The organism is Peptococcus simiae (genome assembly GCF_046097595.1).
Taxonomy (GTDB): domain Bacteria; phylum Bacillota; class Peptococcia; order Peptococcales; family Peptococcaceae; genus Peptococcus; species Peptococcus simiae.
In genome coordinates this window covers 59903-84527 of the sequence record NZ_JBJUVG010000004.1, presented here as the reverse complement: position 1 = coordinate 84527, position 24625 = coordinate 59903, and the positions used below count along the sequence as shown (strand labels likewise).

Genomic DNA, 24625 nt, shown 5'->3' with positions numbered 1-24625 from the left:
AAACACAACGCCGACGGGCTTTTCGTCAATGAATGCCCACAAAGATTTTAACTATAAATAGCTATAAAAAAATCGCAGACACCATGGTCCGCGATTGTAATAATAGTATAAAGATATGAATTAGTCCTCGTCAACATCCAGGGGGACAATAGCCAAAGTTTTACCTAGCGGGGCCAATACCTTTAAGATGGTCGTTAGTTGGGGGTCGGTTAAGCCGCGCTCCATGCGTGCAATGACCGGCTGTTTGACACCACAAGCCGCCTCAATATTCTTCTGAGTCATATTGCGCTCGCGTCTGGTTTTCAAAATCTCGTGTACCAGCGCTTGCTTGGTTTCATAGATGGATTCATTAGTCATGGTCTATTCCCCCTAAGTATTCTTATTATTTTTACAGCCCCATAGAGATGGTTTGCTGTGGGTTTGAAGGTCGTTCTTTATGTTCTCATTTGAATATTATGCCCCATCAATTAGATATCGTCAAGTACTATTCAAGCGCTATATATAATACCAAACTCTCAAAATTTTCATTTATTATCTAAAAATATCCTTATTTCATACCTAATGTTATAAATAATTGCATAAATTCAATCAATTATTTTTAAACATAAGAAATAGGCCTCTCGACCGAGGCCTAAAGCTGATGGCCGGACTTGAACCGGCGACCTGCTGATTACGAATCAGCTGCTCTACCAACTGAGCCACATCAGCACTAAGCCGACAATGGGACTCGAACCCGCAACCTGCTGATTACAAATCAGCTGCTCTACCAATTGAGCTATATCGGCGTACGACTCAGTATAGCAAAAGGCCCTATTTTTTGCAAGCTAAAATGACGTAAATTTTATATAATCTTTTCAATTAAGAACCCCTCTCAAATCCGCCAAAAACGGCTAAAAGCACCGGTCTAAAAAGGGTTCGGAAGAGCCGCCCGCAGCCAGACCAAAAAATAAAGATTGTCTGCCCTTACTTCCATTATTAGACTATTGCAATAACTTCTTAAATCAGATATAATATTGCCAGTTTTACATGAAACTACTCACATTGAAAAGAGGGGGATTACACATGGATTATATTGATAAGTATGTGCGTCCGGCAGACCCTGCCCTGGCAGATGCCATTGACGCGGAAGAAAAGCGTCAACAGAACAAGATTGAGCTAATCGCCTCCGAAAACTTCACCAGTCGGGCGGTTATGGCTGCCCAAGGCTCTGTCCTGACCAACAAGTACGCTGAAGGTTACCCCGGCAAGCGCTACTATGGCGGTTGTGAGCACGTGGACGTCGTTGAGGACCTGGCCCGTGACCGGTTGAAAGAACTCTTCGGCGCTGAACATGCCAATGTCCAACCCCACAGTGGGGCCAACGCTAACCTAGGCGTCTACTTTGCCCTCTTAAAACCGGGCGACCAAGTGCTTGGGATGAACCTGGCCCACGGCGGTCACTTAACCCACGGGAGCCCTGTCAATATCAGCGGGACCTACTTTAACTTTGCCGAATACGGCGTCGATAAGGAAACCGAATGTATTGACTATGATGCCCTGGAAAAAGTGGCTAAAGAAGTGAAACCGAAACTCATCGTTGCCGGTGCTTCCGCTTATCCCCGGGAAATTGACTTTGAACGAATCAGCAAGGTGGCCAAAGAAGTCGACGCCCTATTCATGGTCGACATGGCCCACATTGCCGGCCTGGTGGCCTGCGGCTTACACCAAAGCCCGGTCCCCTATGCGGATGTCGTCACCTCTACCACCCACAAAACCTTACGCGGGCCCCGTGGCGGTTTAATCCTCTGCAAGGAAGAACTGGCCAAGGCCATTGACAAGGCTATTTTCCCCGGCTTACAGGGCGGCCCCTTAATGCACGTGATTGCAGCCAAGGCTGCTGCTTTCGGCGAAGCACTGAAACCGGAATTCAAAACCTACATGCAACAGGTGGTTGATAATGCCCAAACCCTGGCCAAGTCTTTAACCGAAAAAGGCTTCCGCCTGGTTTCCGGCGGCACCGATACCCACCTCATGTTAATTGACACCAAGGCTGTCGGTATGACCGGTAAGGAAGCTGAGGCCATCTTAGACAACCTGGGCGTCACCACCAATAAAAACGGCATCCCCTTCGATACTGAAAAGCCCATGGTTACCAGCGGTTTACGCATTGGGACCCCGGCTGTTACCACCCGCGGCATGGGTGAAAAAGAAATGGAACAGATTGCCGAAATTATGAAACTAGCACTGATTGACAAAGATGATGCGGCAGCAGAACGCCTGGTAAAAGACCTAACGGACCGCTTCCCCTTATATAACTAAGGAGGATTTGATGGGCTTCACACATATTTTTGACCACCCCCTGATTCACCACAAAATCTCTTTCTTACGGGATAAGACTACCTCTACCCCCCAATTTCGTCAAATCGTTAACGAAATTGCCATGCTAATGGCCTATGAAATCAGCCGGGACTTTCCTCTGGTCACAACCACCGTTGAGACCCCCCTGGCCACCACCGAGTGTAAACGCCTGGCTGAACGGTCAGTGGTTCTGGTGCCTATTTTACGGGCCGGGCTGGGCATGCTGGAGGGTTTCCAGTTTGTGCTGCCGAGCGCCTCTGTCGGCCATATCGGCATGGCCCGTAATGAAGAGACCCTAGAGCCTGAGCCCTATTACCATAAACTACCGGGACATGTTACCGAGGCTCATGTCATTGTTTTGGACCCCATGCTGGCCACCGGCGGCTCAGCCTGTAATGCCATTGACTTCTTAAAAAGCCAGGGCGCTACAGATATTACCTTTGCCGCTATCCTAGGTACCGACCAAGGCCTGCAAAAAGTTCATGAGGCCCATCCGGATGTCCGGGTTTATCTGGCCGAAAAAGATCCGGTGCTCAATGAGCATGGCTACATCGTACCCGGTTTGGGCGATGCTGGCGACCGCATCTTTGGCACCGTAGACGCCGACTAAGCCGCAATAGACAAGTATACCTGCCCCTTTTGTTGGATCAACCAGCAAGAGGGGCTTGTTTGTAGCCGCTAAGGTGCCGGTCCTGCAAGCGCCCTCTTGCAGGATCGGCAGCCTTTAGCTATGATACAAAATAAGAAGGGTACGGCTCGGCCTAAGTAGGTCCGGCCAAGGCCCGGATAATTATCCAGGAAAGGATGATGGTATGGAACGCACATTTTGTATGGTTAAACCGGACGGGGTCCGGCGGGGCTGCATTGGGGACATCATCAGCCGTTTTGAGTGCAAGGGCCTCCGGCTGGTAGACCTAAAGCTGGTGACCCTGACCGCCGACCAGGCAGCAAGGCATTATGCAGAGCACCAGGGCAAGGACTTTTATGACGACCTAATCCAGTTCATCACATCAGGCCCGGTGGTCCCCATGATTTTAGAAGGGCCCAATGCGGTCGCAGCCAGCCGGGCCTTAATCGGGGCCACTGACCCCCTTAAAGCCGCTCCGGGCACCATCCGCGGCGACTACGGCCTGACGGTTTCTGAAAATATCATTCACGGGGCGGACAGCCCTGAAAATGCCGACCGGGAAATTGCCAATATATTCACCCTCTAAAGCCGACAAAAGGCCCTCTCTATCCCAAGATAGAAAGGGCCTTTTGTATGGCATATATCCGTCTTAAGCCTGGCTTTTATGGTAGGCTTCCAGGTCATCGATAGCCTGGCTCAAGAGGTCCCGGGTCACTTCAAAGGGGACCACCTTAAGGTCATTTTGTTCCAGGGCATGGTCAATCATCTGCTCTTTCATTTCCGGTGTATCCACCCAGATATCAGCCAGGCAAACCGGCAGGTCAATGGACCGGTTTAAGGCATAGACCTTTTCGAAGTTTTCCCGGTCTTGGTCCACCAGGAGCTGGATTAGTGTCCCATAGGCCACCAGCTGGCCATGGAGACGGACCTGACCATTGGCCGGGGCCGGTAAGAAGGTGGCCCCGTAGTAGATGGCATGGGCTACGGCCGAGTTAAAATCATTTTTAACAAAGACGGAGACCAACCCGGTGGTCACAATGATATTCAAGACCACTTCTGCCAGGGCCTGGCTGGTCCGACTGGCCTTGGCATCATCCATGGCCTCCTTCCCATACTTGAGCAGGGGGCCGGCACAGTTATGGCCGATGTCTACCCCCACCTGGTCAGAATGGGCCAGGGTCAGGCCCCGGGAAGAGAAGGAGGATTCGTATTGCTTGGACAGTGCATCGCCAATGCCGGCCCAAATATATTTATTTGGCGCTTCAGCGATGATCTGGGTATTGATAAAGGTATGCTTGGGCGGGGTCTGGACAAAAATCAGGCCCTGCATGGTGTGGTCATCGTGATAAAAGACGCAGACCTTGGTCACCGGGGCACAGTTGGAAGCAATGGTTGGGAAGGTAAAGACCGGCTTCCCTAAACGGTCACCGACGACCTTGACGGTATCCATGGCCCGACCGCCGCCAACGGCAAAGAGCATATCTGCCTCCTTGACCAGGGGCTCTGCCATGAGCCTTTCCACATGGGCCTCTGTGGCCTCACCCCCATACCAAAGGGAACCGAGGACCTCTATAGGGCTGCCTGCCAGGGCCTCGCCAATGGCCTTTTCCGCCTTTTCCAAAGCGGTTTTCCCGCCAATGAGCGTTGCCTTTTTCCCATAAGGACCGGCAATCTCCGGTACCTTTTTATAGACATCAGCACCACCGATTGTGAAGTTTGGTAAAAATACACTCGTTGTTTCCATACTTAGGCCTCCTATACGCCTTCATCTTCTGTATCCATCAACCTATTTTTACTATACATCAGATGGAATTATCTGACAAGTTTTGTTACAAAATCTGTGATTTATAATTTGATGGCTAGCTTGTATAATATGAAAAAAGGAGGAAATGTTTTGCCTAGACAAATATGGATAAAAAATTTGAAAGACTTCTTAAATAAATACAGAACACCCCTACAAATCGCCCTAGCCTTATTTTTTATGGTCGTGATTTTTTTTACCTTAAAGGATGAAATAAAGCAAATCAATATGCGGGATATTGAGCACATGGTCAGCCGGCTGGCCTTTAGGGATTGGCTGGTCCTCATTGCCGGCGGCCTGGCAGCCTTTAGCTGCTGCGCCCTCTATGACCTGCTCTTTGCCCGCTACTTTAAGCTGGACCTGGCCAAGTGGCGGATCTTTTCCATTGGCTGGATTGCCCAGAGCTTTAATAACTTTGTCGGCTTTGCCGGCCTGACCGGCGGGGCCTTGCGGCTCAAGCTCTATACCGCTGCCGGCGCCGACGAAGACCAGGCCTACCAGTTATCGGCCGGCATCCTGGCCTCTACCCTCCTGGGCCTTTTTATGATGGCCCTGCCGGCCTCCTTTGCCCTGGTCAGTCTGGGTAAAATCACCTACCTGCCCTTTTGCCTGATTTTATTCGCCCTCTGCCCCCTCTACTTATTTGGGGACCAGCTGCCGGTTTTACGCCATAACCGGTCCCCCCTGGCCTTTCTCTCCCGGAAGATGCGGCTGGAGACCCTCCTCCTCTCTGCCGGGGAATGGCTGGTTGCCAGCCTCTACTTTTCCTTTGTCCTCCACTATTTTGCCAGGTCTATTCCGGTCAGCCAGGGCATCCTGGTCTATACGGTGGCAACCATTATCGGGATCCTCTCCATGGTCCCCGGGGGCCTGGGCACTTTTGACGCCACAGTCCTGGCCCTTTTTGCCGGCCTGGGCCACAGCCCTTCCGAAGTGGTCATGGCCCTCTTGGCAGAAAGACTCATTTACACCCTCCTGCCCTGGCTCATCGCCCTCTTCACCCTCATTATCCAGGTCCTGACCAACCGGCTGAACCCGGCCCTCTTCTTACGGGTCCTGGACATCCTGCCGCGAATGCTCAGTGTGGGGATTGCCTTTTGTGGCCTTCTCCTCCTCTTTTCGGCGGTCTTGCCGACGCTTTTTTGGCGGATCCATGTCCTGGCCCAATTGATGCCCCTCAGCCTGGCCCTCTTCTCCCGGGGGGCAACCATCCTCCTGGGCATCCTGCTCATTATTGTGGCCCGGGGCATTGACCTCCGCCTGCGACACGCCAATACCGTCGCCATCTGGGTCCTGCTCTTCGGGATGGTGACCAGCCTCCTGGTGGGGCTGGACATTATTCTGGCCGCCATCCTCCTCTTCTTTATTGTGGTCCTGATCCTGGCCCGGCCCCTCTTTACCCAACCCTCTATTCCGGTCAGCAGGCCTCTGATCATCAAGCTGAGCGTGGGGCTCATCCTGGTCATGGCCAGCTACACCCTCTTTATGGTCATCTGGGAGCAGGTCCTCCACCGGCCCTTTATCAATAGCCTCCTCTATGAAGGCGCCTTTGTGCCCGGGGCAGTGATTTTCTTCCTCCTGCTATTGGCCATTACCCTGGCCACCCTGGCGACCCGCCGGCGGTATTTGACCTTTACGCCCCCAGGCCCGGACGACCAGGCCCGCTTTGAGGCCCTGGTGGACCAATATGGGGCCGGCCCCTTCGGCCACCTCTTCTATATGAGGGACACCATGGTCTTTTTTGCCTCAAGCGGCACCGTCTGTATGCTCTACCGGCCCTACAAGAACCATATCTTTGTCCTGGGCGACCCCATCGGCGAACCGGCGGATGTAGACGACGCCATTTCCGAGCTCATCCTCCAGGCCGATGACCTGGGCATGATGGTCTCCTTCTACAGTACCGGAGCCCGCTACCTGACCGAATACATTAATGAAGGCTTCCGCTTCTTAAAGCTGGGTGAAAATGCGACCGTCGACCTGACCAGCTTTACCCTATCCGGGAAAAAGAACCGGGGCCTCCGCCATACCCGGTCGGTCATGGAAAAGGAAGGCTTCTACCTCCGCCGGACCACCCCGCCCCACAGCCTGGAGCAACTGGCCCTCTGGCAGAAAATTTCCGATGAATGGCTGGGCAGCCGCCATGAATTACACTTTTCCCTGGGCAGCTTCGACCCGGCCTACCTCCAAAAGAGCGCCATCTTCGAACTCTGTGACGCCAGCGGCCGGGTCCAAGCCTTTGCCAGCGAGGTCCCGGACTATGGCGATGGCACCCTCTCCATCGATCTCATGCGCTATAGCAAGACAGCCGCTGATGGGGTCATGGACATGCTCTTCATCGGCCTCTTCGAATGGGCCAAGGAGGCCGGCTACCGGTCCTTCGACCTGGGCAGCTCCCCCCTGGCCAATGTCGGCACCGGCCGCTATTCAGGCCGCCGGGACAAACTCATCCGGACCGCCTACCAGTTCAGTACCAGCATTTACTCCTTTAGCGGCCTCCACCGGTACAAGAGTAAATTTCGCCCCAACTGGACCCCGGTCTTCCTGGTTTACCCGGACAGTGCCCAGCTGGCCACCATCCTCCTCTACCTGGTCCTGCTCATCAACTACAGCTCAACAACCGACCAAACCGAAGGCTTCCAGTCCCGTGCCCTGGGCGACACCCCGACAGACCCCTTCGCCTCATAAAAGCACACAAAAAAGCGTGCCCCTCACTCTAAGGACTGAGTGACGGGCACGCTTTTGCCTTGGGCCAACCGGCTGTGCCGGTACAAAACCAGGAAGACCAGGAAGGTCAGGCCTTCTGCTAAAGGAATCGTTAACCAGACCCCGGTGAGGTGGAAGGCATTGCCTAAAATAATCACCACAGGAATGGGGAAGACCAGGGCCCGGCAAAGGGAAAGAATCACCGAGGACCTGGCATCGGTCACTGCCGCCAGGGCATTGACCGCTAAAATATTCAAGGCCATAGGAATAAAGGCCAGGTAGTAATAGCGCATCCCCGGCGTCGCCAGGGCCTGGAGGGCCGCATCCCCCTGGGTATTAAAGAGGGATACAATCGCCGGTGCAAAGACCTCACCCACGACGACAATACAAACGGAAGCTACCAGCATGGTCCGGATGGCCCACTGCCATAACCGCCGGACAGCATCCGGCTCGCCGCGGCCAAAGTAAAGGGACAGGAGCGGCTGGACCCCCTGGGCAATCCCCGTCAGGATATAAACGATGACCAAGGCCGTATTCAAAATAATGCTGTAAGCCGAAACCGCCAGGGCATTGGCAATAAAGAGGATCATCCGGTTAAAGGCATAGGTCGATACCCCATTCGAGGCATCGGTTATAAAGGCCGGCAGGCCCGTCCGGGCAATGGCCGGCAAGAGGCTGAAATCCGGCTTAAAGGGCCGCAGGGACAGGTAGCGGTCATCCTTGAAAAAGTGGATGACCACCACCAAAAGCGAACTCAAGGGCGAGGCCCCGGTGGCCAAGGCCGCCCCGTCCAGGCCCATATCCAGAGGGCCCATCAGAAACCAGTCAAAAACCGTATTCACCAGGTTCCCCACCAGCATAGCCACCATGGCAATCCGGGGGCTCCCGTCATTGCGGAGGGTGGCCAGGAACACCTGGAAGAGGACAAAGGCCAGGGTAAAGGTCACCAGGTAGGAGAGGTAGTCCCGCACATAGTAGAAAATTTGCCCCTCGGCCCCCATGAGCCGGCAGACCTCATCCCGGAAGAGCCAGAACAAGGCCGTCAGGGCCAGGGCATAAATCACCCCAGTGGCCAGAGCCGTTTGGCTGTACTGGCTGGCCCGCTTGAATTGCCGCTTGCCAATAGAAATAGAAAAAAGTGCCGCTGACCCTATCCCCAGTAAAATCCCCGGCCCATTGATGGCAATGTAAAAAACCGGCAGGGCCAGGGACAGGGCCGCCAGGCCATCCGCCCCGATGTAATAGGCAATGAAAAAAGTGTCTGCCAATACATAAAAAGAAAAGCCCAGCATGGCAATGGCATTCAAACTGACATAATGAGTAAAGTCCCGTCTCAGCCCCTTGACTTCCACCGAATCCCTCCTCAAGCAAAAAAATAAAACCGCCACTTACGACAAAAAGGGCAGCCACTGTTGTGCTTTCATCTTAAAGGGGATTTTTTTCCTTGTCAAGTAAAGTGCCCGTAAAGGACTCCGCTCCTTATCCCGACCCGCCGGCTAAAGCATCACTAAAAAACTGCCCCAAAAAACTTCCTCCTGAACTGCCCCCAAGTTGGATCAAAAAATCTAACTTTAGAGAGTATTTGCATGGCAAAAATATAGTTTGGAATTTAAAATAAAAGTCGCCACAGAATATCTTTCCGGCACGATTGGGTGGATCGATTAGCTAAAAAATATCATTTCAAATCCAGCAAGAACTTGGATGAACGCTTACAAAACTTTAGGTGTAGAAGGCTTCCCTAGAATATCGTAAAAAACAGGTGGCCTAAGGACTACCCCTTAGGCAAATAAAAAGAGAGACAAGTATAAAAGATATGCTTATCTCTCTAGCCCAACTTTTGGAGTCACCCTAATCCGGCTTAACCGGATGAGGGACGGTTTTGTCTGCGAGCTGGCTGCTTGTCAATCAAGCCGACGGCAACTTTTATGTGATCCAATTTTGAAATTTTATATAAAAAATAATCTTCCGCGGTGCCTTTCCATTCTAGCCTAACTTAAGACCACCTCAATATCTGCTTATCACCTGCTTATCTGCAAACATCAAAGGCCCGCTTTCTTAATAACAAGAAAGCGGGCCTTTGACTATATGGCTTTTGTATGACAAAGCAACAGTACGACAAAAAGATTATTTATAACCCATTATGCATTACGGCTAAAGGAACCGGCAAATCCAATCATGACCAGCCTAGGGAACATCACCCTCCTACCTCTACAACCTTCGTATAGGTAATACCACCTTGGCGAAAATACTTGGTATCGTGCTTTTGAATATAGCAGCAAATCTGCTGAACACGAAGTTTATCCTTTAACTGTCTATGCCATCTCGGCTTTCCCAAATCGCCCATGTGATAAAGTCTATATTTTCTCTTACAATTAAAATCGTATACCTGCTCAACTTTCCAGCTATCATTAATCGTTCTAATAACAACTTCGCCTGTGTAATCGTTGTAAATAAACTTATAATTCATATCCAAGCAAAACTTCTCTAGTACTTCGAAATCCCGCATATCATCACTCTTTTCCTAAGTTCACATCTCCCTAGTTCATATTAAGTCTAGCGGATAAGTTGTTTAGCTTATTTTTCTTACTTAAATAATGAGCAGATACTTTATTTTCTTGCAAGATTTTTGACAATTCCTCTATGCCATCCATCATCCTTGGGATAGCTTGCAGAGATTATACCCTTTTATATGCTCATTTTTTTGTATAAAATTCCCCTATTTTTCACCTATATAAATACATTCTTGCTATCCTACTCCTTCGTTAATCCTGAATTCTGGAAGTACGAGCAATGACAGCATTTAAGAGAATTTAATTAACCGATTCGTATTTAAAGCTTGCTACTTCTTTGAGCATCCTCGCCAACCTGTTGCTCAACCAAATCTGTGGCTTCAATCATGGCACAATCTCCACAATTATTACATATATAAAGATGAGTCTTATCAGGAGATCTGTTATAAGCTTCATAAGTCCCCTTGCCGCACCGTCAACAAGTTGCTTCCTTACCTTTCCTCATCCGCTCATAATCATCCACTCCAGGAACCTTATCCATTTTGAAAGCCCCTTACTTAGTTTTAATCTGCGTGCTCTATTAGATTTGCAATATACCGTCTTTCTGAAACTGTTAATATCTTTCGGCCAGATATATCCTTTCTACCATACCGATGGTGGATCACCCCCGCGTGTGCGGGAAAGACACTCCACCTCTACAATGACGGCCAAGCGGTCCGGGATCACCCCCGCGTGTGCGGGAAAGACTCATCGGATGCGGATACTTTAGACTCATGTCTAGGATCACCCCCGCGTGTGCGGGAAAGACATAAGCTGGATATGCCTAACCGATACTTGACCAGGATCACCCCCGCGTGTGCGGGAAAGACTTCGGGGTGTATTTTTCTTTGGCTCGTTGCTTAGGATCACCCCCGCGTGTGCGGGAAAGACTTTAAACCCAGCTCACCAGCCATTTGAGAGATAGGATCACCCCCGCGTGTGCGGGAAAGACTAGTTCTGCAGATGAGGAGCTCCCCTTTAACAGGGATCACCCCCGCGTGTGCGGGAAAGACCAGGCCAGGGTCTTCAAGGTGAAGCGGGACCTAGGATCACCCCCGCGTGTGCGGGAAAGACAATGTGTCAGTTTACCCCATGCTTGATGAAGAGGGATCACCCCCGCGTGTGCGGGAAAGACTCCTTCTCATTGTGGCGGCCCTGGGGGTTGTGAGGATCACCCCCGCGTGTGCGGGAAAGACATCACCGAGCGAGATGCTGAGCGCATACGCAAAGGATCACCCCCGCGTGTGCGGGAAAGACCTGCGTTTTCCTTGGCCCTGGCCGTCTCTGTGGGGATCACCCCCGCGTGTGCGGGAAAGACTTTCTTGCCACCATTGGGACGTTTCACGTCTAGGGATCACCCCCGCGTGTGCGGGAAAGACCTTTAGGTCGTTGCTGAAGAATGCTAAAGATAGGGATCACCCCCGCGTGTGCGGGAAAGACTTATTAGGGTCTTTCATAATCCCATATGTCGAAGGATCACCCCCGCGTGTGCGGGAAAGACACGCTTCATGGGGTTGACACAAAAGGGAATTTGGGATCACCCCCGCGTGTGCGGGAAAGACCTAAAAAGTCTGCAATTCCTACTAACTTCATAGGGATCACCCCCGCGTGTGCGGGAAAGACACACCCACCCGTCAAGCCATCCGGCTAGTATGAGGATCACCCCCGCGTGTGCGGGAAAGACACTTGAAATCCTGGCCCCTTATGCCAGCGACAAGGATCACCCCCGCGTGTGCGGGAAAGACTCAAATTCCTCCCAGCTGCGGGAAAACTCATGGGGATCACCCCCGCGTGTGCGGGAAAGACTCGAGGAGGATGGATACACGCAGCCCATCGTGGGGATCACCCCCGCGTGTGCGGGAAAGACGCGGATTATCAGCTGCCTGAGGAACAAGGAGAGGGATCACCCCCGCGTGTGCGGGAAAGACTCATATTGCCTTAAGTCGTATTGCTCGATTAAGGGATCACCCCCGCGTGTGCGGGAAAGACATAAAGAAGCGGAAGAGGCAGATAAGAAAGGAGGGATCACCCCCGCGTGTGCGGGAAAGACTTGATTTGTTTCCCTATCTCTATCTTGATTTCAGGATCACCCCCGCGTGTGCGGGAAAGACACAGACATGGTGGCCGAAGAAGCGGCCATGCAAGGATCACCCCCGCGTGTGCGGGAAAGACGGCAAAAAGAAACCATTAACTGCTTGATTAAAGGGATCACCCCCGCGTGTGCGGGAAAGACTGTCCTATTTAACAATAGCATAAGTAGAAGGTGGGATCACCCCCGCGTGTGCGGGAAAGACGCATTAGCGAGGAGCTGGAAAACGGCTGGGAGAGGATCACCCCCGCGTGTGCGGGAAAGACCGCCGGTTGAAGGGGAGGCGGACAAGGACACGGGGATCACCCCCGCGTGTGCGGGAAAGACCTACCTGGAGCTGATCTGCAAAAGGCGGGTGGGGGATCACCCCCGCGTGTGCGGGAAAGACCAGCACGGCCTGTCCACATCGGACCAAGGGGCAGGATCACCCCCGCGTGTGCGGGAAAGACGGGGAACGATTAAGAGGGTGCAGCGGGGTCGCAGGATCACCCCCGCGTGTGCGGGAAAGACACTGTTTCGTAATCACTGTCCCAACATCTTGGAGGATCACCCCCGCGTGTGCGGGAAAGACGCGGTATCGTAGGGGTAGAATGTCACCATGACGGGATCACCCCCGCGTGTGCGGGAAAGACCATGAAAGCGAGGTGACCAAAATGCAAGTGGTAGGATCACCCCCGCGTGTGCGGGAAAGACTCGAGGAGGATGGATACACGCAGCCCATCGTGGGGATCACCCCCGCGTGTGCGGGAAAGACGACCGCCTAAAATAGCCCTAAAAAGGGCTAAAAGGATCACCCCCGCGTGTGCGGGAAAGACGCTATAGTCGGCGTTAGCCGGGTTGATAGCCCGGGATCACCCCCGCGTGTGCGGGAAAGACTCGCCGGATGGCCGGCTTTGTTCAGCGGCCGGGGGATCACCCCCGCGTGTGCGGGAAAGACGTCCCGGTCGGCCTCTAGCTCGGTAAATACCGAGGATCACCCCCGCGTGTGCGGGAAAGACGACGGAGACGCAGCAGATGGCGACGAGGACTGGGGATCACCCCCGCGTGTGCGGGAAAGACGCACTTCTGCCTGTCGGGGGGTCAACCTGCCCGGGATCACCCCCGCGTGTGCGGGAAAGACTCGCACGATTGCATCTCAATCAAAAAATTAACAGGATCACCCCCGCGTGTGCGGGAAAGACTACTCGGGCTGCTGGGCAAACGTCATGATCACAGGATCACCCCCGCGTGTGCGGGAAAGACGTCTTCCGTCTTGGATAGGAAGCCCTTAATCCGGGATCACCCCCGCGTGTGCGGGAAAGACCCAAAATTCAGGCCGCCTATAAGGTGGCAGGGGGGATCACCCCCGCGTGTGCGGGAAAGACTGGGGGCTATTTTTTTATTGTTACAACTGGAAGGGATCACCCCCGCGTGTGCGGGAAAGACGATACTGTCCTAAAGACGGCCTTTAATGCCCAAGGATCACCCCCGCGTGTGCGGGAAAGACCGTTAAATCTATTTCCTGATGTATGCTAAAATAGGATCACCCCCGCGTGTGCGGGAAAGACTTAGACTAAAATCTAGTAATTTGCTTAGCTTTAGGATCACCCCCGCGTGTGCGGGAAAGACAGTTAAAAGATCCCAGTCTATAGCCTTTTTTATTTTACTTGATCCCTAAATCCATTCACTTTAGTCGCTAGTTGGTAGGTCATGCGTGCGTCATCTAAAGCCCGGTGTTTCACTGTTTCCTTTAGGTCATAAGCGAGAAGGGCACTTTGTAGGGTATACCGACTTAATAGCGGTTTTTCTTTTTTTACATATTTTTGGACGTCTATGCTCTTATTATTCAATATGGGCAGATCACATTTTTTCAAAGCGGCTTGCAAAAATTGGATGTCAAACTTTACATTATAGCCCACTAGAGGCAGGTCCTCAACAAATGTATTGAACTGCTTTAAAACCTCACATAAAGGTTTCCCTTCACGCTGGAGCAGGTCATCATCAATACCTGTCAGCTGGACAATATCATCAGGTAGTTTTAGTTCAGGATCTACCAAGACAGAATACTCAAGGCAGCTATTATTTTCAACTTTTATAGCGGCTATTTCAATAATAGCATGTTTTCTATAATCTAGGCCACTGGTTTCCAGGTCAATGACTACATAAGACTGATTGCTCGTCGCCTTATTTTTCCCGGATGAACTGAACCGCACTGCTTTATGATACTTGGAGGCTGTACTAAATCCCGGGGCCAATGCATCGTCACTTGTCCGGCCTTCGGCCTTTTGGGGTAACAGAACTAAAGGGATACCATCACAGTCAATGACGGAGCGATTGGTTTGCCAGGTGTCAAAGCGGTAACCTATTTCATTCCGACAGCTGTAACTGAGTGTTGCTTCCCCTTTGCCGATGTTCTCGATAACTCTAGCCCAGATTTTTTCACGGATCCGGGCATTAAAATTACCAACATATACACCAGTAGCAATTTCCTGCATCCATTTGGACAGGTCACCACGCAGGGATGCCGGGGGATTGGTTAGAGTAATAACCGTCAGAGGCAGGTTAATCATTCCTTTCAGAGTAATTGATGCCATACCTAACAAGTTCTTCTTTATCATCCCAGAGGTGAATGATGTCAATATCAATTTCGTCTGTAGGTGCAACATCCAGAAGGTACTGAATATCATGGACGATACGCATCATCAGTTTGCCGTCAGCGACTGCATCACGAACACGCAGGCGAACCATCCGGCCAATGTCATCTTCTTCTCCGCACTCAGCAGCGGCCTGGAAGGCAATGGGTATGGTCAGTTCTGCTTTATAAAGGTCGGCTATATCATATACGAGGGATTTATCATGGCCGGTATGGACAAATCCTAAGCCGGGAGAGCAGCCTAAGGCAACGATAATGCTATGAACAACGCCATACAAGGCTACATTAGCAGAAGATAGGGCTTTATTCACCGGGGTACTGGCATCATAGTCATCCGGATTATATTCCCGTTTATCCCAGTGGACTTGCCAGGTTTTTGCCTGCTCGCGATAAACACGACGTACCCGAGCCCCTTCCCTACCGCGTAGCTGCTGCATGGTCAGCTGGGATACGTCTTCATTTGGAAACCGCATCTGGTACATCTTCCGTGCTACAGCCAGGCGCGACCGGGTATTAGAAACCAGAGCTGCTTGTTTTTCTAAAAATCGGGTGGAATGGGCTAGAGACCGCCCATGGGCATAGTAGCGGACGCCTCGTTCGCCAACCCAGATCAGGCTGGTCCCGGCATCCCCAATCAGCTCCACGGCCCGGTGACTAATATCTGTCCCGGGGCCGAGGAGAAGAACACCTATAATAGCGACGGGAATCCGGATGGTTCCCCGGGCGTCCAATACGGTAATGGCGCTATCTTGACGGTTAATCTTAGCGTGTTCGACATAAATGAAGCTAACCCGGTCCCCAATCCGGGGGAGCTCCGGTAAGTCTGTCTTTTTTGCCCCGAATTTTTTATCCATGGGTCAGTCCAGGGGAATGATGGTCATCATGCCAAAACCATAGGCCTTTTTCTTACCAAAGCCCTCTGTAAGGGTTTGGCGAAATTGGTCGGCATCTGTGATGGTGAGCACGCCTTCATAGACGGTTTTTATCAGGCGAAGGGGCCGTTCATGTTTTTTACGCAAAAGGCCGTAGCCCCGCTCAACGATGGTAAAGGCATCCTGTTCCAAGTTAAAGCCATTCTTTTCTGCCCGAGCCAATAAGAAGGCCGCTTGTTGGTCTGCGGTGACATGGGGCATAACTCGTCCCCGGCCTTGAGCCCGGTTGCTCTTTGACATCACCGGGTTTAAGGTAACACGAAAGCGGGCTCGTTGGCCGGCTTTTAGACTGGCTAAAAAATCATCATAGGATTTTGTTTCCGCCGTACCCGGCAGGCCGTATTTCTCCAAGGCCTGTAAGTCCGGCGCTGTTTGGCTAACCAATAGTAAATACTGGCGGTCATTTAAGGTATCTACTCGCCACAGTTTACGTGACCGGTCTCCACTAGCCATTTCGGCAGGGAAGCTCTCTTCAACCCAGTTGTGGTAAGCGCCCAGGTGGGTCAAGTCCCGCATTTTTTGGCGATTATTCAGATCAATTTCAACACGCGATAGGTACATGCTAACCTCCAATCGCCCCAAAGGCGTCATGCTCAGTAGCCGCCTGCCGGATAGGGACGGTAAGACGGGTTTTCCCTTCCAACCGATAACCGAACTGTCTATTTTTCTGGTTAAAGGACAGGGGAACATCCTGGCGCCACTGGTGGCCATGCTGATCGGCGCATAGCTGAGCATCTGCATAAACAGTGAGCGTTTTATGGGTTTCGCCAGCGACAGAGACAAGACCCTGGGCCGGATAGGTCTCTAAGACTTCCAAGGGGCTTCCCTCAAAAGTCCCTATCAGGAAGTCTGCAGGCACCGGCAAGGACCGACGACCCATAAAGGGTTGAAAATAGGGAGCCTTAATTGCCTCGACCAGCCGGTCCAGCAAATGTTCGTCATCATGGGCTAGGGAAACAATAAAGATGGCGTCTTGCAGGTAGTACCTGTTCGTCACGTAGGTACGATCGAATGCTCCACTATTTTTATATTTTTGGGCGATATGGTAGTCCCGCAAGAGGGTCCCCTGCCGGTCAACCCGGACGGCAAAATTCAGGTCATTCAGTTTCTGGATTTCAGCATCCTCATCCCGCCTAAAACCGCAGCAGGCAGCCAAAAGACCGATGATGGCACTTTTCGAGGGGTAAAGGTCCGTCATCCGGCTTTCAAAGTAAGAAGCGGTACCCCAGGCCTGCAAGGGGCCGGCGCACTTTAGTAATATGGTTTTCACAAGGCATCACCTGTTACTCAAAAGAGACTTGCATGACTTGGTTATAAACCTCATCCTGAAGTTTTGTTAGGCTTTCTTCTCCCTGCCCTAAATCGGCAAGTTCTTCTTCCAGCCCGGGCGCTACATACATACTGGCCAAGGGCGGTTGGACAAAGCTTTCCACTTTTTTAAATTCTTCTTCTAACTTGTGGGCAGAGGCCTGGGCAAAGCCTTCTCCGGACCGGACCGGTTTTTCAAAGGCACTGACCAGGTTCACCGGCCGATCAGTACGCAGGGTAACGACAACGGCCTGGGGCAGGGTTTGATTGGCAAAGGTATTGGCTTTACCGGTGGGCATGCTCTTAACAAAGGCTTCGATGAATAGATTTAAGGCCTTGGCTGCTGCTTCCTGGTCACCTATTTGCTGAATAAATTCATGGACAGCTACATTGGCATACCGGTAGAGGGTAGAAGAGTTGAATTCAATGGTTCCCAGCATGCCGGCCCCGGCGTTATCTTCTTTTTGGCGGTCATCTACCCCGGTGAAGAAGTCAAATTCGCTTTGGATGCCATGGGTGGAGATGGCATGGGCCACCTGGGCAGAGGCGTCTTCATTCAGGGAGGGGTCATCGGCAACCATGCGGCCAAAGAGGGCGATATCGATGGCCGGATTCATAGATAAGATGGCCTGGAGGGCCTTTTTATCGCTTTCACCGGCTAGGGCAGCCTGGGCCAGCTGTTCAGCCTGCTTGTCGCCTAAAAAGAACAAGGCTTTGGCTCGTTGATCTTTGGTGCTGACGCCGGCTGATTTAAAAGTGGCTTCAGCTAGGGTCATGGCCTCTTCCCGACTTTTAGAAGGGCTGAGGGCTATGATTTTATCCGCTAAGTAGTTGACAATATCCAGGGTCCGGACACCAACATTGGCTGTATCCCCAAATTCTTTGAAATAGAGACGGATGGCTCTTTTCCAGCTTTGGGAGCTGACCCGGGCCCGTCTGACGCCGCCGTATTGGGCTGTTTTCGGGCTGCCGGTATCATCCCGGTTGACATTAGAGGGCGGAAGGGTTTGCAGGGCGTGGATATCTAAAAATAAGCGTTTTGTATTAGTCATTGTTTTCCTGTCCTTTCGTTTCAAAACGGTAATAATGGCGAGACCAGTTGAGCCGGACCGATTCTTCGTACCCCCTGCTAAACCAGTAAAGGTCTGATGCCAAGGCCGGATAGTCAATTTTTCCATCTTTCTTTGCCCGGAGCAGTTTAACCATTTGCCGCAAATGATGGATGAGTTCATCATAGTCTGTGGACGTTACCAGGGCATTAAAGCGCCGGTCGACCGCTAGGGAATCATCACCCCGGCGTAAAAGTTTTAGGGCATCACCTATATTATTGCGTTGCTTTTTTCCCTTTCCGTGACCAGTGTTTTCCCGGTCTTTGGTCTCTTGTTCCAGCCATACAGACTGGTCATTGCCCTGCTGATGGAGGGCATAAAGCTGGAGGGTGTTTAAAATTGTCCGTTCCTCATGAGAGAGGGCCCGTCCCCGGCCAATATAGGCTTCCGGTAGCTTTTCGAAAAGCAGGGGCCAAATATCAATACTGGCACTGGCCTCTTTACCAATAGAGTGCCGAAGAGCGGCTAGGGTGGCCTTGGTGGCTGAACTGCCTAAGCTTGAGCTGATTTCATGTAAGATAGCAGCTGTTACCCCGGCTACACTTGGCAATTGTTTCTTTGCTTCGCTCATGGTTCCTCCTTTACTGTAAACGTTTATGAATTGAGGCTGAGAATTTATTATAGGCAATGGCGATGTTGCTGACCTTGCCCTCTTCACTGACAAGGCCCTTGTAGTCTCTGGGGCCTGCTTCCTTCAGGATTTGCTCTGCTTCCCTAAAGGCCAGTTGTTTGACTTGCTCCCGCCAGCTGGCTATTTGTCTATCCTTATCTTCATGGGCAGATAGGCCACCGAGCCAGTCCCTAAAGGGGGCATCTACCAGGAAGTAGAACTGTTCTACCTTTTGATCCAGGTAGCCGGAAGAGCTCGTATTGCGAATCGCCGTAATTTCCTTAAGAAAGCCCCGGTAAATACCGTCAATAATGGTTTTAATCAGGTCTACTTCATTATTAATGCGGTCTACCCAGCCGGCCTCTTCCAAATCAGTCAAGATAAAGTCCTTGACCCGCAGGCTGTCATAAATTTCATTGACAGGTACCCAGGAGGTAGCGTTACCATCATCCTGCATGCTAATGGCTTCTAGTTCCAGGCTATCAATAGCCGTGTGTTGGCTCAGGTAATTGTACCAGTCAATAATCCCCGGTTTTCTCTTCGCCTGGTCTTGGTTGGATAGGTCGGTCAAGGTCAACAAGCCAAAAGACCGCCACAGGGCCTGGTGGTAACGGTGTTTCCGTGGGGTAAAGGTATCCTTATTATCCCCCTGCTTATTGAACTGCCAGAGGGTCATGGGCTCCAGGAAGGCATTTTGGTGGTCTAGGTCCGGCAATTTAACAATCCCAAAGGCAAAGGGCTCTTCTAGGTCACAGGCCGGATCAATATAAATGGCCCGGCTCCAAGTGGTATAAAGTTCTGCCAGGTTATTAATGGGCTCTCCACTCATCAGGCGGCTGACGACTTCCGAACTGTGGTACTCCCAGCAAGGGCGCTGCAAGTGAAGGGAATAATCATCCCGGTCCGGGTGTAGGGCTACAAAATTGAGCATAAGGGTTTGAAATAAGTTATCTCCAGCCAGGGTCGTCCCACCCAGGTCAAAAAGCCAGCCCTTGGAGGCCTTATACTTGTCTTTGCCAAAAATAACCTTATCTGACAGCCCCGAGTAACCTTGGAAGGTCAGGAGCCAGCGAATGACTTCCGGAGACGTTAGGATTTCCTTATTCTTATCTCGGACATATTTTGGAGAGAATAGGGCTATTTTATTGCCGCTTTCAGAAATAAGTCGGTTGATATTCTTCCCGGAAACTAAACTCGGGGCACTTTTGCTGAGCTTATCCGCTGCGACGACATCTTGGGACACCTGGAAAAAGGGATATTCCTCGTCAAAGAGGTAAAAGCGGTCATGCCAGGCATTTAAATAATCGGCCAGGACTTCCGGGAAAGAGCCTTGATCCCATAAGTCAAACCAAGTATCCAAAAGCGCCTCTGCATAGGCCTCGGGGTCATCTACAGGGCCCTGGTTTGTAGGCAGGTAGCGGTCATCCAGCTGAAGGCCTTCGTAGGGATTTCCTTGGGCATCAACCCGGGAAAAGACCGTGTGCAAAAGGGCTAAAAGCATCCGCAAGACAGCAAAGTCTTGCGTTTTCATGTCGCCGGCCAGCCCCTTATATTCATGGGCGTGGGCAAACAGGTCTTTGAGGGATACTTCCCGGGTATGGCCCTGGTCATCGACCAGGACGCGGATCCATCCCTCATCAATTAAGTTAAAGCGTTTCAACATCTCACATCCTTTCATATTCGAGCCCCAGGTCTTCGCTATAGGTCAAGCGGTAACCACTCAGTTCAACCTGCCCCTTATCATCAAAGACCAAGCCCAGGGCTCCTTTTAGCCAAGCTGTCTTTTGCCAATCTGGTAAATAAGTTCGATTATACGCCTCCAATTCTTCAATGGTTTTGTCGATAAGACCCGGATAGCATAAGGCACGGGGTAAGCGGAGGGTATTGACCGCCAACCTTTTTGCTACTTTCGGATCGTCAATCAGGCCTGAAATATCTTGATTTTCCGAAAATAGACCATAGCCACCGCCTAGGCCTTTCACAGCAATGACTTCAATGCTTTCATCGCTATCTCTGACCTGGGCCTGGGCTCGTACCTCATTATCATTCGGCAGGGCATTTTTTACCCAGCCGATTAAGCTGGCTGACCGACGTCTGGTCGGCTTCAAAACTGGGTCTTGAATCCGGAAGCCTTTTGCTTTTTCAGACTTCTTGTCTATAATATTACCATGTTTTTCTTTTTTGTCAACATATTTATTAATTAAAATTTCTTCTATCTCTACGTCTTCCTCACCGTACACTTTTTGTACCAAGGAAGAAATATCTTCCGGTATCTGTATCCTTTCCGGCAAAAAGTACTGGCTGCGAATAAGAAGGTAGTCCCCATATACGGCACTTGCACCCGGTTCGAAATCAAATCTGTCACTGGTGCCGACTACATAGAGGGTGGGATCTCTATAGGCCGCCGGTCGGTCGATATGATGTCGGTGGAGCCGGCCAAGCCGTTGAAGAAGAAGGTCTATTGGGGCTAGGTCTGTAATCATCACATCAAAGTCGATATCCAAAGACTGCTCAATCACCTGGGTGCCAATCACAAGTTGGCGGCTAGGTCGATCAGCGCCTTTGCCAATACGCGCCAATAGGTCTTGCTCTTTGGCCATCCGGCCCGTCGCAATAAAAGCGGAATGAAGGACCAAGACCTCATCTTCTGCAAAAAGGTCTCTACAGGTTCGGGCTAGGGCCTGGGCCCGTTTGACGGTATTGACCACGACCCCTATATTGCCCCCTGCGTCCATTAGTTTTTTGATGGTAGGAATGAGGTCTTCCTCCTCGATGCGCCGGACTAAAACCTCATGTTTGCTGGCAACAGCCAGGTCATCTTTTTGCAGAACGCTGTCCCCATCCGTATAGGTAATCAGGGGATAGGCATCGGCCCGGCTCGTAAAAGCAGAATCAGGGAGGGCTGATTTAGCCCCCTTGCCTTTTAAGTAGGCTTGGACCAGCTTGCGCCGCTGTCCTGCAGGCAGGGTGGCGGATAATAAGATGACCGGTACCCCGTAGGTTGCCAACCAAGTCAAGGCTTCTTCAAGGTACTGGCTCATATAGGCATCATAGGCATGAACTTCATCAATGACCACGACTTTTTTGCTCAGCCCTAAGTGGCGTAAGGCCAGGTGCTTTTGCTTCAAGGCCAAAAGCAAGACCTGGTCTACAGTTCCTACGATAAAATCATCTAAGGAGGCTGTCTTCCGACCGGAAAACCATTCGTTCACTAAGATATGCTCATCTTCACTGTCTAAGTTGACCTGTCGGGCCAAGGCCGAAAAATCCGGATTAAGGGCTGCCTTACCATGAAGCAGGCGTAAGGAAACAGCCTGGTCTGCCTCCTCGGCCAGATGATCCAACCAATCTTTTATCCGCGGGAAAATTCCATTTGAGGTGGCTTGAGTCGGCAAGGCAAAAAACAAGCCGCTCCGCCCTGTCCGTTCAGCTACTTGCTCCGCACTAATCAAGGCCGCTTCGGTTTTGCCAATCCCCATGGGGGCTTCCAGGATGATTAACCCCGGGGCTTCTGCGCCTTCAATGATATCCGCCAAGCCCGTTTGGATAGGGTTCGGCGAAAAGTGAAAGCGATCTTCATAGGTCGCCGTCAAATCGAATAGAGGCTGGGGCGTCCAAAGGTCACTTTTTATCCATTTTGACCAACCAGCGATGAGCCGGTCTTCCTGGTTGTCAGCTGCAGTTCTGACCAGAGGAAGCAAGGGAAAGTAGCTTTCATTACTGGCAATCCAGTCAGCCATAATTAAAAGGCCAGATAAGAGCGCTTGCCCAGGCTGAGTGACGCGCGGGAGGTCATCGACAGATGAATAGCCATTAGTGGCCAGGGCCGTTTCCAAAATAGCCTTTTGGGTCCTAGTCCAAAGTTGGTGGATAGGATCCGCAGGGTCAGTGACCTGCTTGTAGTTATTATCATAACTACGGCAATGGGCACAGCCTATAGGATCATTCAAGGGCTGGCCATGGTGGGCACCAACAATACAAGCAAGGTCTTCCTTGAGGCCGAAACAATCCAGAAGAACTTGACCGGCTAAGGCATGTGGCGTCCGAGACCGACTTGGCAAGTCTAAACTGCTAATGCCACTGAAACCCACCTGTTCAAGTTTTTCCAGTAAGGCTCTATCCAAGTCCGGCGAATACTGGAAACCCTGTAGGATTTGAAAGGACGGAGTGGCCTTGCCCAAATCATGGACCGCTCCGAGGAAGCGGATCAGCCGGTAGGCTGCCTCTTCTGACGGATCGGATAAAGCCCTGGCCAGGTAAAGGCGCTGGCCGGGGCTTAGCCAATGCGTCCACAGCAGGCCGGCTACCCCCTCTGTATCCTTTAAATGCTGTGGCAGAGATAACCAGCTAAAAGCGCCATTGGTATCATTTTTCTTAGCCCATAGGGCATCGGTCGCATTCATAAGAGCTCCTTTTCCAGTCTGTTCTCCTCTTGTAAACATTTGTAGCGTTACAATTAATATATCATTGGATTTATTATTCTACAATAGCTTGATGAAAAGCAAGCTGTGTTTTAGTAAGCTGCGGCAAATTAAGGCAAATAGATAGCACCCTCCCCCACATAAAAAACCGGCAGCTTGCATGAAGGTTTTCTTCATGCAAGCTGCCGGTTGCTTTAATCCTTTATTTGACGCAGTTGGGTTTAGCCGAAGAGGCGTTTGCTGGCGAGAGCGGCGCCTTCTACCAGGGATTCGAGTTTTGCCCAGGCGATTTGTTCGTGAATCCGGCCGCCTAGGCCGCAGTCGGTGGAGGCGATGACGTTTTCCGGGCCGACGAGTTCGGCGAAGCGGACGATGCGGTCGGCGATAAGTTCGGGGTGTTCGACGGCATTGGTGGAGTGGGATACCAGGCCGGGAACGATTTGGCGGCCAGCGCCGAGGCGGTCTTTATTCTGCCAGACTTTCCATTCATGGGCATGGCGGGGACTGGAGGCTTCGAAGGAGAAGCTGCCGGCCTTGATTTGCAGGCATTGGTCGACGATGTGTTCAAAGGGGATGTCAGTGGTATGGGGACCATGCCAGGAACCCCAGCAGATGTGCAGACGGACCAGGGAGGGGTCAATCCCTTCCAGGGCGCGGTTGGCGGCATCTACCCGGAGTTGGAGCCAGGCTTGGAAGTCTTCGACGGTCGGTTCGGGGTTGATTTGGTCCCAGGCTTCGGCCAGGTCCGGGGCGTCGAGCTGAACGATGAGGCCGGCGTCGGTGATGGCTTTGTATTCTTCATGCAGGGCGTCTGCGACGGCGTCTAGAAGGGCCTTGTCGTCATGGTAGTGACGGTCTTCCAAGCGGGCGGCAGAGCCCGGGGAGATGGCGGCCATGAAGCCTTGTTGGACGCCGTATTTTTTCATGGCTTCAGTGAGCAGGCTGACGTCACGGTTGACCTGGTCCTGGCCAACGTAGGTGACAGGGCCGGCAAAAACCGGGTTGGCGACTTTATTCCGTCTGCCTAAAACGCCGCTATCGGGGTCTTCATAGGCGGCTTGGAATTTTTCCCGGTCCCGGCGGTCTTGGAAGCTGGTCAGTTTGACGTTACCGGGGGTAGAGCGGACTTTTTCAGTCCGGCCCCAGCGGTCTTCGTCGGTCATTTCCAGGCCTCCAAGCCGGTAAAAGGAGTAGTTCCACCAGGCACCGTAGTCAATGGCCCCTGAGGTGATGTGGCCGTATTCACCGTCGTTGACTTGGTCAATGCCGATGTCGTGCTGTTTTTTGACGACTTTATCGACGGATTGGGCGATGATTTCGTTGAATTTTTCTTCAGAGATGGCGTTATTGGCCCGAGCGGTATTAGCTTCTAATAATTCAGGGGTTCTCGGGAGTGAACCGACGTGGGTGGTTAAAATTTTATTTGCCATATTAAAGTCCTCCTTAATATAGGGTCATTATATCATAAGGATATAGTCTGACTGGGTAAGATATGCCTGGATGCAG

Annotated in this window: 17 protein-coding genes, 2 tRNA genes and 1 CRISPR repeat array; of the genes, 4 read left to right on the top strand and 15 right to left on the bottom strand. The window is 51.6% G+C overall.

Features of this window, described 5'->3' with window-relative positions:
* Positions 1-120: 120 nt before the first annotated feature.
* From ACKQTC_RS04265 to ACKQTC_RS04255, 3 genes are all read right to left on the bottom strand, one after another.
* Positions 121-357: a helix-turn-helix domain-containing protein gene (locus tag ACKQTC_RS04265; RefSeq protein WP_091791516.1), complete on the bottom strand. Its 237-nt coding sequence runs from the start codon at positions 355-357 to the stop codon at positions 121-123.
* A gap of 278 nt (positions 358-635) precedes the next feature.
* A tRNA-Thr gene (locus ACKQTC_RS04260) sits at positions 636-708 on the bottom strand.
* Between the two features lie 4 nt (positions 709-712).
* Positions 713-785: transfer RNA gene (locus ACKQTC_RS04255), tRNA-Thr, on the bottom strand.
* 277 nt (positions 786-1062) lie between these two features.
* Between ACKQTC_RS04255 and ACKQTC_RS04250 the strand changes: the two genes are divergently transcribed.
* The 3 genes from ACKQTC_RS04250 to ndk all read left to right on the top strand — a co-directional run bounded on the left by ACKQTC_RS04250 (position 1063) and on the right by ndk (position 3551).
* A complete protein-coding gene (locus tag ACKQTC_RS04250; protein ID WP_408977193.1) occupies positions 1063-2298 on the top strand; it encodes a serine hydroxymethyltransferase in 1236 nt (411 codons plus the stop codon).
* Between the two features lie 10 nt (positions 2299-2308).
* Positions 2309-2947, top strand: a complete 639-nt coding sequence (upp, locus tag ACKQTC_RS04245) for a uracil phosphoribosyltransferase (RefSeq protein WP_408977192.1) — start codon at positions 2309-2311, stop codon at positions 2945-2947.
* Positions 2948-3149: 202 nt separating this feature from the next.
* The gene (gene ndk / locus ACKQTC_RS04240) at positions 3150-3551 is read left to right on the top strand and encodes a nucleoside-diphosphate kinase (RefSeq protein WP_408977191.1); all 402 of its coding nucleotides are present in this window, start codon (positions 3150-3152) and stop codon (positions 3549-3551) included.
* A 63-nt stretch (positions 3552-3614) separates the two neighbouring features.
* Here ndk and ACKQTC_RS04235 read toward each other — a convergent pair whose 3' ends face one another.
* Positions 3615-4709 (bottom strand): iron-containing alcohol dehydrogenase family protein, encoded by a 1095-nt coding sequence (locus tag ACKQTC_RS04235; protein WP_408977190.1) that lies wholly within the window; start codon positions 4707-4709, stop codon positions 3615-3617.
* Positions 4710-4820: 111 nt separating this feature from the next.
* Here ACKQTC_RS04235 and mprF point away from each other — a divergent pair, with 111 nt between their 5' ends.
* On the top strand, positions 4821-7451 hold the full coding sequence (mprF, locus tag ACKQTC_RS04230) for a bifunctional lysylphosphatidylglycerol flippase/synthetase MprF (RefSeq protein ID WP_408977189.1): 2631 nt from the start codon (positions 4821-4823) through the stop codon (positions 7449-7451).
* 23 nt (positions 7452-7474) lie between these two features.
* Here mprF and ACKQTC_RS04225 read toward each other — a convergent pair whose 3' ends face one another.
* The 11 genes from ACKQTC_RS04225 to ACKQTC_RS04175 all read right to left on the bottom strand — a co-directional run bounded on the left by ACKQTC_RS04225 (position 7475) and on the right by ACKQTC_RS04175 (position 24549).
* Positions 7475-8821, bottom strand: coding sequence for an MATE family efflux transporter (locus ACKQTC_RS04225; protein ID WP_408977188.1), 1347 nt, complete (start codon positions 8819-8821; stop codon positions 7475-7477).
* A gap of 842 nt (positions 8822-9663) precedes the next feature.
* Entirely contained in the window at positions 9664-9975 is a 312-nt protein-coding gene (locus tag ACKQTC_RS04220; protein ID WP_408977187.1) for a hypothetical protein, read from the bottom strand.
* Between the two features lie 662 nt (positions 9976-10637).
* Positions 10638-13715: direct repeats of the CRISPR family, unit length 28 nt; unit sequence GGATCACCCCCGCGTGTGCGGGAAAGAC.
* A 29-nt stretch (positions 13716-13744) separates the two neighbouring features.
* On the bottom strand, positions 13745-14680 hold the full coding sequence (gene cas2e / locus ACKQTC_RS04215) for a type I-E CRISPR-associated endoribonuclease Cas2e (protein ID WP_408977186.1): 936 nt from the start codon (positions 14678-14680) through the stop codon (positions 13745-13747).
* On the bottom strand, positions 14649-15593 hold the full coding sequence (gene cas1e, locus ACKQTC_RS04210) for a type I-E CRISPR-associated endonuclease Cas1e (RefSeq protein WP_408977185.1): 945 nt from the start codon (positions 15591-15593) through the stop codon (positions 14649-14651). The genes cas2e and cas1e overlap by 32 nt, the downstream gene beginning before the upstream one ends.
* Positions 15594-15596: 3 nt before the next feature.
* Positions 15597-16232, bottom strand: coding sequence for a type I-E CRISPR-associated protein Cas6/Cse3/CasE (gene cas6e, locus ACKQTC_RS04205; protein ID WP_408977184.1), 636 nt, complete (start codon positions 16230-16232; stop codon positions 15597-15599).
* Position 16233: 1 nt separating this feature from the next.
* Entirely contained in the window at positions 16234-16941 is a 708-nt protein-coding gene (gene cas5e, locus ACKQTC_RS04200) for a type I-E CRISPR-associated protein Cas5/CasD (RefSeq protein WP_408977183.1), read from the bottom strand.
* Between the two features lie 13 nt (positions 16942-16954).
* Positions 16955-18031: a type I-E CRISPR-associated protein Cas7/Cse4/CasC gene (gene cas7e, locus ACKQTC_RS04195; RefSeq protein ID WP_408977182.1), complete on the bottom strand. Its 1077-nt coding sequence runs from the start codon at positions 18029-18031 to the stop codon at positions 16955-16957.
* On the bottom strand, positions 18024-18659 hold the full coding sequence (casB, locus tag ACKQTC_RS04190) for a type I-E CRISPR-associated protein Cse2/CasB (RefSeq protein WP_408977181.1): 636 nt from the start codon (positions 18657-18659) through the stop codon (positions 18024-18026). The genes cas7e and casB overlap by 8 nt, the downstream gene beginning before the upstream one ends.
* Positions 18660-18669: 10 nt before the next feature.
* Positions 18670-20361 (bottom strand): type I-E CRISPR-associated protein Cse1/CasA, encoded by a 1692-nt coding sequence (locus tag ACKQTC_RS04185; protein WP_408977180.1) that lies wholly within the window; start codon positions 20359-20361, stop codon positions 18670-18672.
* Between the two features lies 1 nt (position 20362).
* Complete coding sequence (gene cas3, locus ACKQTC_RS04180; protein ID WP_408977179.1) at positions 20363-23101, bottom strand: CRISPR-associated helicase Cas3'; 2739 nt, start codon at positions 23099-23101, stop codon at positions 20363-20365.
* A 239-nt stretch (positions 23102-23340) separates the two neighbouring features.
* Positions 23341-24549, bottom strand: coding sequence for a cobalamin-independent methionine synthase II family protein (locus ACKQTC_RS04175; RefSeq protein WP_408977178.1), 1209 nt, complete (start codon positions 24547-24549; stop codon positions 23341-23343).
* Positions 24550-24625: the final 76 nt, after the last annotated feature.

What these genes read in the sequence shown, in the direction of transcription:
- ACKQTC_RS04265 (WP_091791516.1), bottom strand. Translation starts at nt 357, where the DNA reads ATGACTAATGAATCCATCTATGAAACCAAGCAAGCGCTGGTACACGAG.
- ACKQTC_RS04250 (WP_408977193.1), top strand. Translation starts at nt 1,063, where the DNA reads ATGGATTATATTGATAAGTATGTGCGTCCGGCAGACCCTGCCCTGGCA.
- upp (WP_408977192.1), top strand. Translation starts at nt 2,309, where the DNA reads ATGGGCTTCACACATATTTTTGACCACCCCCTGATTCACCACAAAATC.
- ndk (WP_408977191.1), top strand. Translation starts at nt 3,150, where the DNA reads ATGGAACGCACATTTTGTATGGTTAAACCGGACGGGGTCCGGCGGGGC.
- ACKQTC_RS04235 (WP_408977190.1), bottom strand. Translation starts at nt 4,709, where the DNA reads ATGGAAACAACGAGTGTATTTTTACCAAACTTCACAATCGGTGGTGCT.
- mprF (WP_408977189.1), top strand. Translation starts at nt 4,821, where the DNA reads ATGGCTAGCTTGTATAATATGAAAAAAGGAGGAAATGTTTTGCCTAGA.
- ACKQTC_RS04220 (WP_408977187.1), bottom strand. Translation starts at nt 9,975, where the DNA reads ATGCGGGATTTCGAAGTACTAGAGAAGTTTTGCTTGGATATGAATTAT.
- cas2e (WP_408977186.1), bottom strand. Translation starts at nt 14,680, where the DNA reads ATGGCATCAATTACTCTGAAAGGAATGATTAACCTGCCTCTGACGGTT.
- cas1e (WP_408977185.1), bottom strand. Translation starts at nt 15,593, where the DNA reads ATGGATAAAAAATTCGGGGCAAAAAAGACAGACTTACCGGAGCTCCCC.
- cas6e (WP_408977184.1), bottom strand. Translation starts at nt 16,232, where the DNA reads ATGTACCTATCGCGTGTTGAAATTGATCTGAATAATCGCCAAAAAATG.
- cas7e (WP_408977182.1), bottom strand. Translation starts at nt 18,031, where the DNA reads ATGACTAATACAAAACGCTTATTTTTAGATATCCACGCCCTGCAAACC.
- casB (WP_408977181.1), bottom strand. Translation starts at nt 18,659, where the DNA reads ATGAGCGAAGCAAAGAAACAATTGCCAAGTGTAGCCGGGGTAACAGCT.
- ACKQTC_RS04185 (WP_408977180.1), bottom strand. Translation starts at nt 20,361, where the DNA reads ATGTTGAAACGCTTTAACTTAATTGATGAGGGATGGATCCGCGTCCTG.
- cas3 (WP_408977179.1), bottom strand. Translation starts at nt 23,101, where the DNA reads ATGAATGCGACCGATGCCCTATGGGCTAAGAAAAATGATACCAATGGC.
- ACKQTC_RS04175 (WP_408977178.1), bottom strand. Translation starts at nt 24,549, where the DNA reads ATGGCAAATAAAATTTTAACCACCCACGTCGGTTCACTCCCGAGAACC.